Genomic DNA, 14,629 nt, shown 5'->3' with positions numbered 1-14,629 from the left:
AATCGGGATTCTGCTGCACCCCGGCAGGTCACACCCCCGAGCCCCAACTCTCTGACCTGCAGTTTCTCACACTTGCAAACCATAACCAATAACACATTCCCGATCTAGCGACATTCCGCACTTCGTGGCACCCAGCGTCCGCCAAAATCAATACCAAAATCCCATTTTGGCGAAACCAAACTTTATTGAAACTAGCTCTTGGTGGCGGCTCTATCCATGACGTAGACGTGGAACCGGACCGCCAAACCTTCGTCCGCGGAGTTCTCCAGACTCACCCCCTCGGCTCTTTGGACAAAGCCTGGATCCTCACCGAACTTGAAAACCGGAGTTAGCTGATACGTCGTTCCGTCCTTTTCCGCAGCAACTGGTGAGACTTTATATCCACCACACAGTATGGACATCCCGTTTCTGTCCATTTGTTGTGGTGCACTATGGTCAGCTTCACTACGGTCAGCTTCTTGACCTGTACCTTTGGCAGTAGTTCTATCAGCTGACTTACCTTCGCAGCCGAGCAAATTGTATTGCTGCAGCTCACTGTTTTGTGACAGAGCGACAAGAATATCCTGGTGATATTTTTCTATGAATGTTGGCTTGCGCCGGTCCATCTTTACCCAGTCAGCAGATAAACCGTCAGCGACTATGGGGGTGCCCCCTCCCAACAAAGGGACCCCTCCCCCTTCACCATGCCTATCCATAGAGAAAATTTTCGCAGATACCGGACCAGGGAAAACGACCAGCACGGTGGATACCGCAACAACAACGGCATATGTCGAAAAAATCACTGTCAAAGGAATCGCCAGGGAACCAGGCTGCCCACCAGGGTTTCTGCTATTCCGCGCATTCCGTGCTTTCCACCCAATCCGCGATGCGTAGACGATCAGCAAAACCCAAATCAAAAGGCTTGTACACGCACAGAAAAGAACGAAGGCATAAAACACCAAGTCAATAACATGAACCCCTGGTGCCACGTCAGAGACGTCGAAAGTCCTGTAGAAAACGTCAAAGTCCACAAACTCGCCTTTCTAGCTATTCCCTGCAATCCGCTCACCCGCCTCCGAACGCATGAAGCAAGGCAACTTGGTCAGGCGCCTAACTTGGTGGAGCGGTTGGGGTTAGATGGCGTCCAGAATAACGAAGGTGGCGGCGACCACGCCGCAGATCAGGACAGCCGCAGTCACCGCAACGACCGAGCCGACGTTTGCGGTGAGGCGTTCGGCGCGCAGGCCGGCGCTGAAGCGCAGGTAGCGGCGCCGTTGGGTCAGCAGAATCAGCGCCGCAAGCAGCACCAACACTCCCGCGGCGGGCAGAACGATCACGCCGTAGCGGCCGATCCACCGGAACAACATCGCGCTAACGACCAGCAGCGCCAGCACGGTGCGCTGCCACGACAGGCTGGTGCGCTCCGGCTGAAGCCCCAGGTCAGAGTGCGGGCGCTCGGGCACCTCCCGCGCACCCTGGCGTGACACCTCCCGCGCAGCCCCAGGCACCGCCCGGCGCCTCACCTACAGCTCCATCCCAAAGTCGCCGAAGATCACAAACCCCAGCACAACCGCGCATGCCACCACGGCCACGCCTGCCAGGAAAGGCACAATCGCTGGCACCGGCAAAGCGCGACCAGTCCGCATGGCACGCTCCACGCGAAGCCACCGCACCGCCGCCCCCAGGCCGATCAGCATGCCGACGATCAGCACCAGCACGGCTGCGGTACTCCACAAATGCTCGGGCACGTTCGGCGAGCGGAACGCCTCCAGCGCCACGCCCCCCGCCAGAAAAGCTAGGCTTGTGCGAATCCATGCCAGGAACGTGCGTTCATTAGCCAGGGTGAAGCGCGGGTCCGGTTCCTCCCCTTCAGGCAGCAAGGTCCGCGCCAGCCACGAACGCTCGTCCGTACTCGCGCTATCGCACCCAGCGTCCGCGCCATCGCACCCGGCGCCCGCGCTAGGATCCTTAGTCGTCATTCTCTTCCGCGTCGTATTCCTCGGCCTCCTTGGTGCGCTGCTGCGCAGTCTCAATGGCCGCCTGGGCCTCCTCACGAGAGTCGTATGGCCCCATGCGGTTCTCCCAGGCGCCGTCCTTGTCCTGGCTTACCTGGCCGGTTTTCGTGTCGTAGTACCACTTCTGCGCATCGTTTTCGCTCATAAACTCATGTGTACCACACGCGCCGGACAACCCCCGTTCTAATCGGCTGGCCAGGCGAAACGCACATTTCGCTCTGCCGGATCGGCCTTAATCAGGGTTACTTTAATTGTTGACGCCTCGTCTGGGCCGCCCACACAAGTCGTCAAGATGGGCGGCTCCTCGACCAAGATTTTCGCCTTGTCTCCGCCGTCGCTATTGAGCACCGTCGCGTTGAAGTTCTGGCCCACCCACGGTTGCAAAACGACCGCTTCGGTGAGCCCCAGGCAGGCGCGATCGACGGCACTGGCCGTCTGACCGCTGGATTTCATCGTGCCGAGGACCTGGTCGACGTTGGCGGTGACCCACTCCGGGATGGGCTGTTCACTGGCGATCGCCAGGCAGATTTCTGTGGCGAAGCGGTCCACCAGTCGGCGCAGGGGTGCGGTGACGTGCGCGTAGTGGCCGCCGATCCCCGCATGGATGCTGGGCTGCTCCTCGCTGGCTTTGGCCGCGCCGTCATCAGTCGCGCCAGCGTCCGCACCGTCGGTATCCCCGCCGACCAGCCCGAAGTGCTGATACCCCGCCCCACGCAGAAGACTCTGCGCGTCGCGCATAAGTGCCATGCCGCGCGGCGTAGAGGCGTCAATATCAGCGAGCAACTCCCCGATCGGGCGGCCGGACCGATTGAACCCTAACGCCCGCGCGCCGTGGTCGAAGGCGGCAATGTCCTTTGCCCCGGCGGGCGGTAGTGTGCGCAGGATACCCACGCCCGCACGCACCATCATCTCGCCCGCGCACATACCGGCAAGCAGCGACAGTTCAGCGTTGAAGTCGTTCATCTCCAACCGCTCGTCGATCTCCAATTCGTACCGCTCGGAACCGTCCTCGGCCTCTACTCGCTCCACCGAAATGGAGGGCAACCGCAGGTTTATTGCCTGACGCCGCAGATCAGATCCCTGGCGCGCGCGACCAACTTCGGGCAGCTGCGCGATGGCGGGGTGCAAAGTACCACCCTTCATGTCCGCCTCCACCTCTGTGTAATCAAAGCGCTTCACGGAACGAATCAGCGCGCGGTACACGGTGCAGTCCGCGACCTCACCGTCGGCGCGCAGCAAAATATCCCATACCACGGCCGGGCGAGTCTGATCCGGCAATAGCGAGGCGCTCCCCTCCGAGAGCTCCGCAGGGTGCAGCCGGGTGGGCTCGTCCGGCAGGTACATGGTTTGGCCACGCTGGAGGGATTCCGCCATCAGCGCCCCGGCTGGATCAACAAACGCGGCAACGTCCGCGATTGCATAGAGCACGCGCCACCGCGCCGCATTACCTCCGCCGTCGGCGCTTGCTCCTCCGTCGGTTCCCGCCCCGCCGTCGCTGATCCCGCTTGCAACACCCGGCGCGTCCTGAATATTCACCGCCTGATCCAAATCCATCGAACCTGCGGGGTCGATCGTCACAAAAGGAATATCCCGCAGATCACGACGTTGGTCTGCATGACGGTCCGTGGCCTGCAACGCTTCGGCGTGAACGTCCTCGGGGAATCGTTCCGGCAGTTCGAATTCCTCTGCAATGGTGCGGAAGTTCAGCTCGGCGGCGAAAAGTTTCATGCCTCCAAGAGTGACACAACCGCGCCACCCCGGCCACGCCTAAGCCCCAAAAAATTTTTAAGTCGAGACAGCCTGTGAGCCGGATTCTGTCCTATCCCCCGCACACCCCGCAGCACCTCGAAGGGCACGCCAGGAGTGCGTGAAGACGAGGCGATCATCCATCTGAACCCACCATTGCTGATGGGTTTCAAGCGGCCTACCTGCTCATGGTTGGGCGGGCAGCCCTAGAGCTACGCCGCACGCTGGTGCGCCATCTGGGATAGCGCGCGTGCGAGCACCTTGACCTTGCTCCCGGTGGGGTTTACCTAGCCACCCCAGTCACCTGGGGCGCTGGTGCGCTCTTACCGCACCTTTTCACCCTTACCCGCGCGTGGCGGGCGGTTTATTTTCTGTGGCACTGTTCCCGCGAGTCACTCCGGGTTGCTGTTAGCAACCACCGTTGCCCTGTGGAGTCCGGACTTTCCTCCGCGCCCGGCCTGCCCTGTGTGCAGGGTGGTTCCGCGCGCCGCGATCGCCCGACCGTCTCGACAAGGGTTAACTCTAGCGCACCACTTCTTAGTGAAGGTAGTGCGTGTCGTTGACCCGTCGCACCACGGCGCTGTCATTATTGACGCCCAGCTTGCCCGAGCGGGCTATCTCATCTGGGCCGAAGAGCTCAATGACGCTCAATCCTGCCAAGTCCAAGTGCAGCGTGCGATACAACGCACCACTTGTGCACAGTGCGTAGCGCAGCATGGACTTAATGGGAGTCACGTGGCTGACCACCACAACGTCCTCGCTCGGGTGGTTGCGCGCAACATCACGCAGGAAGGAGCGCACGCGGTCGAACACCTCGTCGGGGCTTTCGCCTCCGCTGGGTGCGACGGAGCTATCCCACAGGCAGGCATCGTGTTCTAAGGGGAACTGCTCCATGACCTCGGTGAAGGTGCGCCCTTCCCAGTCTCCAAAGTCCATCTCGATGAGAGACTCAGTAAATTGAATGCCCGGTGTGGCTGCGCTGGTCTGTCCAATAGCCTCGACCACGGCCTCCGCTGTCTGGCGGGTGCGTTGCAGCGGGGAGCTGTACACAGCCACTGGACCAGGACTGGAGCTGGCATCTGCGCCAGTTCCCCCGCTAGCCGGTCGCCCCGCCAGGCGCCTAGCCAACTGCCCGGCCACATAAACAGCGGCCCGCTGGGCTTGCTCGCGCCCGTGAGCGGTCAACTCCGGATCGGACAGCCCGGAGAACTGTCCCTGCACACTCATTTCCGTCTGTCCGTGGCGCAGCACCCAGAGGCGGGTCGGCTCCCCTCCGGGGTGCCATTCCGGCGAGCTCGCGGCATCCGTCACAGCGCCAGCGGAACTCTGCACACCAGCATCCTCTGCTGCGGTACGTGCAGCATCGGCATCCGCAGCACCCTGCTCTGGAGTGGCGGCCGATTGGAACGAAAGGGCGTCATCAAACCAGCGACCCCCGACCCGATCATCCATCGCACGATTGGCCAGCTCGTCGGCGCGCTTGTTCTGCGCTCGCGGCACCCAGTTGTAGGTGACGGCGGAGAGAGTGGACTCAATGTCCTTGACCCGCGCGGCGAGGGGCTTCATGTCAGGGTGCTTGATCTTCCAGCGCCCGCTCATCTGCTCAACGACAAGCTTGGAATCCATGCGCACCTCGATCTCCAGCTCACTCGGAGCTACCCCCTGGATCTCGGCAACGTCAATGGCTAGCTCCAGGGCATTGATCAGCCCCTGGTACTCCGCCACGTTGTTGGTGGCTTTGGCAATAAACTCCCAACGTGCGGCCACCTCTTGGTCGCCGTCCAGCACCGAGCTTCCGCACCCCGCGATGCCCGGATTACCGCGGGAACCTCCATCGCACTCCACGTACAAGCGCATCCTGTATCACCCTCGATCACCCTTGTTCAACGAATCTTCAGGCCACTCTAGCGCAGCGGCAGGACATGAACTTTGGGGTGTCGGCAATCTCGTCTGCCTGGATGCTCGCTACTTCTCGTGCACGGTCCACGGATCAGTGCGCACGTCGATCACTGTGGTCTGTACCTTCGTTGCCTTCTTTACGACGCCCTCCGCCTGCGAACACCACGGAAACTCACTAGCCCAGTGGGCAGTATCGATGACGGGGCACCCACCCATGCGCAAGTGTTCATCCACCGGGTGGTGGCGCAGATCGGAGGTCACGAAGCAGTCCACGTCCATCTTGGCGACTTGGCCCAGGAAACTGTCGCCGGCGCCACTGGCGACGGCGACGGTGCGGATCATGGCGTCCGGATCTCCGGCTGCACGCACACCCCATTCAGTGCTGGGCAGTCGCTCGGCCACCCGCGCGGTGAACTCCCGCAAGGTCATGGGCGTATCCAGCTCGCCGACGCGCCCAATGCCGAGTTGCTGGTCGGCGGGCGTGGGCAGGGAGGTTTCCACGCAGTCATATGCCGGCTCCTCATAGGGGTGGGCCTTGATCAAAGCCGCGCGGATGGCCTCCCGCTTCGCGGCGGGGGCGACGAACTCGATGCGGACTTCTTCGACCGTTTCCACTTCTCCCACTACCCCGAGGTGCGGGTTCGCCCCTTCCGTAGGCAGGAACTGTCCAGTGACGGAGAACTCAAAGCATGCCTGCTCATAGTCGCCCTGTGCGCCGCCGCCTGCGGAAAAGATGGCGGACTTCACCGCAGGGGCGTCACTAAGAGGAACGGTGAAACCCCACTTATCTGTGCCGGAAGGAATCGGACGCAGCGCAGCACCCGGGGTTACCCCAAGGAGTTCAGCCAGGCGATCGTTGACGCCGGGGCGGGCGGAATCGGCATTTGTGTGCGCGGCGAACAGGGCGATACCGTGGCGGATGAGTTTGTGGACGATGCGGCCCTTCGGAGAATTCGCGGGCACGGCGGTGACCCCGCGGAGCAGGAGCGGATGGTGGACGACCAGCATCTGGGCGCCCAGCTCGATGGCGGAGTCCACTACGGCATCAGTGCAGTCCAGCGCGAAGGCAACCTTGTCGGCGGGCTCGGCGGGGTCGCCGCAGATCAGGCCGACCGCATCCCAGGATTCAGCGAGGTGGGGCGGGTAAGCAGCATCGAGGGCAGCGACGACGTCGGCGACGGTGGTTGCGGCAGTTTCGGCGGGCTGGGCAGGCTGAGCGGGCTGAGCGGTAGTTTCGGCAGCGGACACGAGGGTTCTCCTGGGACGGCTAAATCTTCTGTCCCACCCAGCCTAGCTAGATCTGACAGACTGGAAAGGTGCGCGATTTACCAATTCTGCTTATAGATGTAGACGGAACCTTGATGGATAGCTACCCCGGCATCCGCGCCAGCTTCGTTAAGGCGCTGGAAACACACGGGGTGCCGGTACCACCCGAGGAGCGGGTGCGGCAGATCCCCGGCCCGCCGATGGTCGAGACCCTGGCGGACATTGGGCTAGAAGGCGAACTGCTGCAGAAGGTCTTCGACACATATCTGGCAGACCAGCAGGATGGGCGCTGGCGCGAGGCCACCCCTTTCCCGGGAATGCGCGAGCTGCTGGAGAAGTGGTCCGGCGAGGGCATTGTGCTCTCCACGGCGACGTCGAAGTCCGAGGTTTCCGCAGAGCGGATCCTGCGCGAGCACGACATGATGAAGTACTTCGCGGTGCTCGGCGCTGCGCAGGAGGACGGCACCCGCCGCTCGAAAGCCGCCGTGATCGAATATGCGCTAGAGCAGCTGAAAGAGGCTGACGAGGTGCGCGAGATGCTGGCTCACATGAGCGCGGAAGAGGGGCTGCAGGCCCTCGACCCGACGAAGATGCTGCTTATCGGTGACCGCATCCACGATGTGGAGGGCGCCGCACAGTCGGGCATTCCGACGGTGCTGGTGGGCTGGGGATATGGCTCGGATGAAGAGCGCGCAAAGGCCGCCTACACCGTAGACACTCCCGCGGAGCTAGACGCGCTGGTGCAGCGCTGGGCCAACGAGGGGTAAAGATCCGGGCTGGGAGGCTGCTCTAGAAGTCGGTCCTACGAATCAGGGCAAGAAAATCAGAGCAAAAGAATCCGGACAAAGGATTCAGGACAAAGGAATCAGGGCAAGAAAGGATTTCAATGCACATTACTGTCGTTTGCACGGGCAATATCTGCCGTTCTCCGATGGGCGAGGTCATCCTCCGTGCTGGCCTCGAGGACGCCGGGATCGCCACCAGCAACTCCCCAGCCGCGGAATCCACTGGTGCTACCGGTTCCACTGGAGCTACCAGTTCCGCGGGTGCTGCCGGTTCCGCTGACGCACCCGTGACCCTGAACTCCTGCGGACTCGGCGGCTGGCACATCGGCGACGGCGCTGACGATCGGGCCGTGGACGAGTTGGCGTCATTGGGCTACGACGGCACCACCCACCGCGCGGCACAGCTCGGACCTGCGCATATGGGCGCCGACCTTTTCCTGGCCATGGACGACGGGCATGTGCGCGGCCTGCGCAATGCGGGTGTGGATGCGGATCGTATTCGCCTGTTCCGTAGCTTCGACGCCGACTCCCCCGCCGGTGCCGAAGTCGCCGACCCGTACTACGGCCACCGCTCGGATTTTGCCGAGGTCGGGCAACAGATTGAGGCCGCTGTGCCGGGAATTGTCGCGTATGTGCAGGAGCAGCTGGGGCGGTAGGAAGTTGGCTGCGGTACTTGGTGGCTGACGGCGGCAATACCCGGGTGCCCGACTGCCCGCCCCTGCCAAATGTCGCTAGATCGGGAATGTGTTACCACAAACCGTTTTCATCCGGAAAAACCTGCAGGTCAGGACGTTGCGCAAATTTGCAAAACGATCCGAGCGCTGACAGATTCCCGATTCAACGACATTCCCACCCCTAGAAGCCCCACACATTCCCGATCTAACGACATCAGGATGAAAGACTCAGTGCGATACGCCCAAGCCCCCCGGTGAGATTAACCAGCGGAATTAGAAACGCTCCTTGCCACGCTTTTCGGCGCGGAGTTCCTCAAACCGGGAGCGGGTTCCTCCGTAACGATCAGCCAGGTCAGTGTGCTTTCTGGGCTCCTTTTGAGACTTCTCGCCGGAAGCACTTTCGTCCCTGATCAAGGAGGATTTCGCGTCGCTTCGCTGGGATTTGGCATCGGCTGCAGCAGCTGCTTCAGCACCGTCACCTGTGGAAGCGCCAACACCGTCAGTGCCAGCACCGTCACCAGCAGTGCCCGCACCAGCACCGTCCCCGCCAGCACCCCCGCTGACCTGGGCATTGAGGCGGGCGACCTCGGCGCTTTCCTCGCGCTCACGCCGGCGCTCCCGCATCTCTGCATACACAAACCACCCCAGCCCCACCGGCGCCAGAATGCCGAACGCAATCCACTGAATCCCGTAGGACAAGTTCGTGCTGCCATCCAAATGCGGCAGTGGTAGCGCCTGCAGATCCGGCGCACCCGCACCGTCACCAGCCATACCGTTCAGCCGGTCCACGCTCTCCGAATCCAACTGCACATAATCCGCAGCCAGTTTCTCCTGCGTCGCCTCGGAGATCTGCTTCGTCGACATACCTGTGACCTGCGTATACCCTTGAGCCTTCGTCGGCTTCGCATCCGGCACAGCCTCGCTCATGCGGATAAACCCGGTCACTTTCACGTCGTCCCGCGGCGCATCCTTCAACCGCGGCGCAGCCCCGTTCCCCTCCACGGCAACCCACCCGCGATGCACCAGAACAGTCTGGCCGCTGTCGAGACGAAAGGGCGTCAACGATTGATAAGAATGAGTCGAGTCGACCGGACGGTTGCGCAGCAGCACCTCTTTGTTCGGCAGGAAATGGCCCTGTAGCGTGACTCTGGTCCATTCTTTTTCGACGCCCACTGATCCCCCGTCGCCCGGGATCACCTCGTTGATCGGGGCGGGATCAATCTGCAGGGATTGTTCAAGACGCTGGTTGAAGGCGTTTTTGTCCTTGTTCTTTCCCAGTTGCCAGGGGGCCAAGAAGCTGAATGCGGTGTAGGTGAAAGCGATGATCAGGATGGCTGTGATGACCCATCCGGGTGTGAGGAAGTTTCGCCAACCGCTGCGCTTCGTGGAAGTCATGAACCCCATTATTCTCACGACGCGCGAAGTGGCCAAATGTTTCCCCAGGCGCGCTAAGCAACCCTCCGATCAAAAACAAAACACCCCGCAGTCAAAAGTGACTGCGGGGTGAAATCTGTGCGCCCTGACGGGTTCGAACCGCCGACCTGCTGGGTGTAAACCAGCTGCTCTTCCAGCTGAGCTAAAGGCGCGCACTGCTTCGATTACATCGAAACCGCGGCTTCGCTTGAAGCGTTAATGACTCTAGCACGTCCAGTACCAAAACAACGAAACCGCAGGTAAAAGCGCCAAAAGCACCAAAAGCACGCAAGGTGATTAGCGCTAAATCGCTAACGCTTAGGGAAATTAGCGCTTAGTGCCAGAGGAAACCAGGCAAGCGCCCTGCCAGTTACCCAGTCGCTCGGACTTGGTCTGCACCAGGCCCGCCAGCTGCGCGGACTCGGCGATCACGCCCGGTTCCACTCGGCCAGCATCTGCCTTCGCGGGGGTCAGCAGCCAAATGCTGCCGTCCTCCCCCAGGCTGCGGGTCGCGTCGACTAGACCGTCGACCAAGTCGCCGTCCTCGTCGCGCCACCAGAGAAGTACAACGTCGACGACCTCGTCGGTGTCGATGTCCAACAGTGCGTCGCCAATAGCGTCTTCCAGGGCTTCGCTGATGCTGCTGTCACAGTCCTCGTCCCACCCGATCTCCTGGATCAGGTAGTCGGACTCCACGTTGAGCACCTTGGCCCAATCGCGTCCGTCCTGCGACTGTGCGCCTTTGGTGCCCTGTGCGCTCTTGGTGTCGATGCCGTGTGCACCGCCAGCGGAGCCTGCAGAGCTCGAAGCCGAACCGGGGGCTATTGCCACTGTTTTTTCGTACCTTTCTGGGAAAGCCAGCCGTGTATAGTTCCGCCATCTAACGAGCAGCGAAGTTATCGCAGCTGGTGTGGTTAAAAATCTTCATTTTTGAACCTAACACAATCCCGTTATCTCCGAAGGTTTTCTAACGGGACTTTGACGTAGTGTGGGAAACACAAGGGGCTTACCCTCAAGCGCCCGTAACCCATGGAACCTAGGAGGACGAAACACATGTCCGCTTCGGCAGAAGAAAACAATAGCGCTTACGATTCCAGCAACTTTGCTTTAATCCGCGATGGAGTGGCCTCGTACCTGGCCGACTCCGACCCGGAGGAAACCCAGGAATGGATGGATTCCCTGGACGGGCTGCTGGAATCCGCAGGCCCCGATCGTGGTCGCTACCTGATGTTGCGCCTGCTCGAGCGTGCAACTGCCAAGCGAGTCCCCCTTCCTCCGCTGCTTTCCACCGACTACGTCAACACCATTCCCACCACCCAGGAACCGGAATTCCCCGGTGATGAGGAAATCGAAAAGCGCTACCGCCGTTGGATCCGCTGGAACGCGGCCATCATGGTGCACCGCGCGCAGCGCCCGGGTATTGGGGTGGGTGGCCACATCTCCACCTACGCCGGCGCCGCCCCGCTGTACGAGGTCGGCCTGAACCACTTTTTCCGCGGCAAGGATCACCCAGGCGGCGGCGATCAGATTTTCTTCCAGGGTCACGCCTCCCCGGGCATGTACGCCCGTGCTTTCCTTGAAGGGCGCCTCAGCGAGGAGGACCTGGATGCCTTCCGCCAGGAGGCCTCCAAGCCCGGCCATGGCCTCCCCTCCTACCCGCACCCGCACGGCATGCCGGAGTTCTGGGAGTTCCCAACCGTTTCCATGGGTCTGGGTCCGATGGATGCCATCTACCAGGCGCGCTTCAACCGTTACCTGCATGACCGTGGCATCAAGGACACCTCCCAGCAGCACGTCTGGGCTTTCCTCGGCGATGGCGAGATGGATGAGCCGGAGTCTCGCGGCCTGATCCAAACCGCTGCGCTAAACAACCTGGATAACCTCACGTTCGTCATCAACTGCAACCTGCAGCGCCTGGACGGCCCGGTGCGTGGTAACACGAAGATTATCCAGGAGCTGGAGAGCTTCTTCCGCGGCGCGGGCTGGAATGTCATCAAGGTCGTGTGGGGCCGCGAGTGGGACGAGCTGTTCGCCCGCGACGAAGAGGGTGCCCTGGTTCACGCCATGAACACCACTCCGGATGGCGACTTCCAGACGTTCAAGGCCAACGACGGCGCTTACGTCCGCGAGTACTTCTTCAACAAGGATCCGCGCACCGCCAAGCTGGTGGAGGACATGACAGACGAGGAGATCTGGCACCTGCGCCGCGGCGGCCACGACTACCGCAAGATCTACGCCGCCTACAAGCGTGCCCTGGAGACCAAGGATCAGCCGACCGTCATCCTGGCGCACACCATTAAGGGCTACGGCCTGGGCCACAACTTCGAGGGCCGTAATGCTACCCACCAGATGAAGAAGCTCACGCTGGACGATCTGAAGCTCTTCCGCGATAAGCAGGACATTCCGATCTCCGACGAAGAGCTGGAGAAGGATCCGTACCTGCCGCCGTACTTCCACCCCGGCCCGGACGCCGAGGAGATCAAGTACATGGTGAACCGCCGCAAGGAACTCGGCGGCTTCCTGCCGGAGCGCCGCGAAAAGTTCACCCCGCTGAAGATGCCGGATCTATCCATCGCCAAGCTGGCCCGCAAGGGTTCCGGCAAGCAGGAAGTCGCCACCACCATGGCGTTGGTCCGTGTGTTCAAGGATCTTATGCGCGACGATGAGCTGAAGAAGCGCATTGTGCCCATCGTGCCTGATGAGGCGCGTACTTTCGGCATGGACTCCTGGTTCCCGACGTTGAAGATCTACAACCCGCACGGCCAGAGCTACACGCCGGTGGATCACGACCTGATGCTTTCCTACCGCGAGGCCACCGACGGCCACATCTTGCACGAGGGCATTTCGGAGGCCGGTTCTCTGGCGTCCTTCATTGCCGCGGGCACCAGCTACGCCACGCACGGCGAGGTCATGATCCCGCTGTACATCTTCTACTCCATGTTCGGCTTCCAGCGCGTCGGCGATGAAATCTGGGCGGCGGGCGACCAGATGTCTCGCGGATTCCTGATCGGCGCCACCGCAGGCCGCACCACGCTGACAGGCGAAGGCTTGCAGCATATGGACGGCAACTCCCCCGTGTTGGCGTCCACAAACCCTGCCGTGGTGACCTACGACCCGGCGTTTGCCTACGAGATCGCCCACATCGTGCACCGTGGCATCGAGCGCATGTACGGCGAGAACAGCAACGATGGCCGCGGCGAGGACGTGATCTACTACATCACGGCCTACAATGAGCCGATCCACCAGCCGGCGGAGCCGGAGGACCTCGACGTGGAGGGTCTGCACAAGGGCATTTACCTTTATGACGCCGCCTCGGATTCAGCGGAGCTGCAGGCCAATATTCTGGCCTCTGGCGTGGCCATGACGGCAGCGTTGAAGGCGAAGGAACTGCTGAAGGAGTTCGACGTCGACGCAAACGTGTTCTCTGTGACCAGCTGGAACGAGCTGGCCCGCGATGGCCAGGCCGTGGAGTTGGAGCAGCTGCGCGATCCGTCGGCGGAGCCGCGCACGGCGTTCATCACTCAGCAGCTGGAGGCTGCGGAAGGTCCGTTCGTGGCCGTCAGCGACTACGCCACCACCGTGGCGGAGCAGGTACGCAAGTGGGTGCCGGGCGAATACGTTGTGCTGGGCGCCGATGGCTTCGGCTTTGCGGATACCCGCGAGGCGGCGCGCCGTTACTTCAACGTGGATGCGGAGTCCATCGTGGTGGGCGTACTGCTGGGATTGGCGCGCGAGGGCAAGATCGATCGCGCTGTGGCTGCGGAGGCGGCCGAGCGTTTCCAGATCGACGACCCGACCGCAACCAACTAGCCCAGCAGGTTTAGTAGCGCCCGGTTGACATCCTCCGGGCGTTCAACCGGCAGCATGTGCCCGGACTCCGGGTATTCGTGCAAGTCGGCGCGGGGCCACAGCTCGTGGATGCGTCGGCTCTGGCTGGGCGGGGTGACGTCATCCATCGCGCCGACCAGAATCTCCCCGGGGATGTCAGCAAGCAACTCAGCGGTGGCGAGTTCGTCATGCTCCGTCAGGTCGTCGAGGTAGCCCAGCAGGGTGGGCATGGGGGTGTTGGCGATCTCGTTGGCGTGGAAACTCAGCACATCGAAGTCGTCGGAGGCGCCGTCGTCCAACGAGCCGTGGTAAATAAAGGCGGCGATAACGGGCTTGATGGCCCACTCCACCAAGCTTTTTGCCCATTCCAATTGGCTGGGGCTCTGTGCCCCCAGCCAACGCACCGCACGCACCAGCGGGGAGTGCAGAATCCGCGATACGCCCTTGGAGGCGAAAGTATCAATCGCCCCGTTGACCAGCGCGATGCCACCGATCCGCTGGCGGTCTTCCCTACTTAGGTGACGCAATACGCCCAGGACTGTCATCGCACCCATCGAGTGGCCCGCCAGGATCAGCCTGCCCGTGGGTGCAAGCGTGCGGATGGTTTCGGCCAAGTCGATGGCGGTGCGTTCAATATCCAAGCCCGGCATGGGCTGCGGGCCATTCGGCCCAGGAGTAGTTTCGCTGGCGCCGTGGCCGCGCAGATCCGGCAACAGGATGCGCAGGTTCGGTATCTCGCGCACCGCGGCCAGCTGGAAAAACCAGGAGGCGGCCGTCAGGTTGAAGCCGTGTACGAGGATGAGGGTGGTGGGTGCGGACGAGGGGGCGTCCTCATAAGAAAAAGAGTAAGAACGCACCTCGTGGACCGCGACCTTGGCGCCGTCGTCCATGGCGAGGCGGTGGATCCACCGGGCGCGTGGCAGTCCGGGGACGGCGGGCGGGTCGCGCAGCACAATGCTGGCGAGGTTGCGGACGGCGGTGGTAAGACGCATGGGAAGGACCTCCGCAAGATTGTTAGGATGAG

13 protein-coding genes, 1 tRNA gene and 1 other RNA gene are annotated in these 14,629 nt (G+C 62.0%); 3 read left to right on the top strand and 12 right to left on the bottom strand.

What is annotated here, in order from left to right:
* Positions 1-191: 191 nt before the first annotated feature.
* The 8 genes from AC05K6_RS06170 to AC05K6_RS06135 all read right to left on the bottom strand — a co-directional run bounded on the left by AC05K6_RS06170 (position 192) and on the right by AC05K6_RS06135 (position 6,887).
* Positions 192-1,010, bottom strand: a complete 819-nt coding sequence (locus tag AC05K6_RS06170) for a hypothetical protein (RefSeq protein ID WP_476728064.1) — start codon at positions 1,008-1,010, stop codon at positions 192-194.
* A gap of 102 nt (positions 1,011-1,112) precedes the next feature.
* Positions 1,113-1,442 carry a DUF202 domain-containing protein gene (locus tag AC05K6_RS06165; RefSeq protein WP_448307215.1) on the bottom strand — a complete coding sequence of 110 codons (330 nt, stop codon included), beginning with the start codon at positions 1,440-1,442 and terminating at the stop codon, positions 1,113-1,115.
* A gap of 60 nt (positions 1,443-1,502) precedes the next feature.
* Positions 1,503-1,958, bottom strand: a complete 456-nt coding sequence (locus tag AC05K6_RS06160) for a YidH family protein (RefSeq protein WP_476728063.1) — start codon at positions 1,956-1,958, stop codon at positions 1,503-1,505.
* Positions 1,948-2,139 carry an SPOR domain-containing protein gene (locus tag AC05K6_RS06155; RefSeq protein ID WP_473963386.1) on the bottom strand — a complete coding sequence of 64 codons (192 nt, stop codon included), beginning with the start codon at positions 2,137-2,139 and terminating at the stop codon, positions 1,948-1,950. The genes AC05K6_RS06160 and AC05K6_RS06155 overlap by 11 nt, the downstream gene beginning before the upstream one ends.
* Before the next feature lie 38 nt (positions 2,140-2,177).
* A complete protein-coding gene (locus AC05K6_RS06150) occupies positions 2,178-3,722 on the bottom strand; it encodes an RNB domain-containing ribonuclease (RefSeq protein WP_476728062.1) in 1,545 nt (514 codons plus the stop codon).
* Between the two features lie 59 nt (positions 3,723-3,781).
* Positions 3,782-4,249: RNase P RNA component class A (gene rnpB / locus AC05K6_RS06145), an RNA gene on the bottom strand.
* Between the two features lie 28 nt (positions 4,250-4,277).
* On the bottom strand, positions 4,278-5,597 hold the full coding sequence (locus tag AC05K6_RS06140) for a bifunctional RNase H/acid phosphatase (RefSeq protein ID WP_476728061.1): 1,320 nt from the start codon (positions 5,595-5,597) through the stop codon (positions 4,278-4,280).
* A gap of 108 nt (positions 5,598-5,705) precedes the next feature.
* Positions 5,706-6,887: a Nif3-like dinuclear metal center hexameric protein gene (locus AC05K6_RS06135; RefSeq protein ID WP_473963383.1), complete on the bottom strand. Its 1,182-nt coding sequence runs from the start codon at positions 6,885-6,887 to the stop codon at positions 5,706-5,708.
* Between the two features lie 68 nt (positions 6,888-6,955).
* On the opposite strand from AC05K6_RS06135, the gene AC05K6_RS06130 reads away from it, so the two are divergent.
* Entirely contained in the window at positions 6,956-7,672 is a 717-nt protein-coding gene (locus AC05K6_RS06130) for an HAD hydrolase-like protein (protein WP_473963382.1), read from the top strand.
* Between the two features lie 119 nt (positions 7,673-7,791).
* A complete protein-coding gene (locus AC05K6_RS06125; RefSeq protein WP_473963381.1) occupies positions 7,792-8,346 on the top strand; it encodes a low molecular weight protein-tyrosine-phosphatase in 555 nt (184 codons plus the stop codon).
* A 291-nt stretch (positions 8,347-8,637) separates the two neighbouring features.
* Here the strand turns inward: AC05K6_RS06125 and AC05K6_RS06120 are convergent, their stop codons facing one another.
* The 3 genes from AC05K6_RS06120 to AC05K6_RS06110 form a co-directional block, all read right to left on the bottom strand.
* On the bottom strand, positions 8,638-9,759 hold the full coding sequence (locus AC05K6_RS06120; RefSeq protein ID WP_476728060.1) for an SURF1 family cytochrome oxidase biogenesis protein: 1,122 nt from the start codon (positions 9,757-9,759) through the stop codon (positions 8,638-8,640).
* Positions 9,760-9,877: 118 nt separating this feature from the next.
* Positions 9,878-9,950, bottom strand: a tRNA-Val gene (locus tag AC05K6_RS06115).
* Positions 9,951-10,104: 154 nt separating this feature from the next.
* Complete coding sequence (locus AC05K6_RS06110) at positions 10,105-10,482, bottom strand: DUF3052 domain-containing protein (RefSeq protein WP_448307473.1); 378 nt, start codon at positions 10,480-10,482, stop codon at positions 10,105-10,107.
* A gap of 348 nt (positions 10,483-10,830) precedes the next feature.
* Between AC05K6_RS06110 and aceE the strand changes: the two genes are divergently transcribed.
* The gene (gene aceE / locus AC05K6_RS06105) at positions 10,831-13,587 is read left to right on the top strand and encodes a pyruvate dehydrogenase (acetyl-transferring), homodimeric type (protein ID WP_476728059.1); all 2,757 of its coding nucleotides are present in this window, start codon (positions 10,831-10,833) and stop codon (positions 13,585-13,587) included.
* Here aceE and AC05K6_RS06100 read toward each other — a convergent pair.
* Entirely contained in the window at positions 13,584-14,597 is a 1,014-nt protein-coding gene (locus tag AC05K6_RS06100) for an alpha/beta fold hydrolase (protein WP_476728058.1), read from the bottom strand. The two genes, aceE and AC05K6_RS06100, sit on opposite strands and share 4 nt — an antisense overlap.
* Between the last annotated feature and the right edge of the window lie 32 nt (positions 14,598-14,629).

The sequence above is a fragment of the Corynebacterium sp. TUM25020 genome, assembly GCF_056388495.1.
This window is presented reverse-complemented; position numbering and strand designations above follow the sequence as displayed.

Coding starts and splice junctions, on each gene's coding strand:
- AC05K6_RS06160 (WP_476728063.1), bottom strand. CDS start 1,958: ATGACGACTAAGGATCCTAGCGCGGGCGCCGGGTGCGATGGCGCGGAC.
- AC05K6_RS06155 (WP_473963386.1), bottom strand. CDS start 2,139: ATGAGCGAAAACGATGCGCAGAAGTGGTACTACGACACGAAAACCGGC.
- AC05K6_RS06150 (WP_476728062.1), bottom strand. CDS start 3,722: ATGAAACTTTTCGCCGCCGAGCTGAACTTCCGCACCATTGCAGAGGAA.
- AC05K6_RS06140 (WP_476728061.1), bottom strand. CDS start 5,597: ATGCGCTTGTACGTGGAGTGCGATGGAGGTTCCCGCGGTAATCCGGGC.
- AC05K6_RS06125 (WP_473963381.1), top strand. CDS start 7,792: ATGCACATTACTGTCGTTTGCACGGGCAATATCTGCCGTTCTCCGATG.
- AC05K6_RS06120 (WP_476728060.1), bottom strand. CDS start 9,759: ATGACTTCCACGAAGCGCAGCGGTTGGCGAAACTTCCTCACACCCGGA.
- aceE (WP_476728059.1), top strand. CDS start 10,831: ATGTCCGCTTCGGCAGAAGAAAACAATAGCGCTTACGATTCCAGCAAC.
- AC05K6_RS06100 (WP_476728058.1), bottom strand. CDS start 14,597: ATGCGTCTTACCACCGCCGTCCGCAACCTCGCCAGCATTGTGCTGCGC.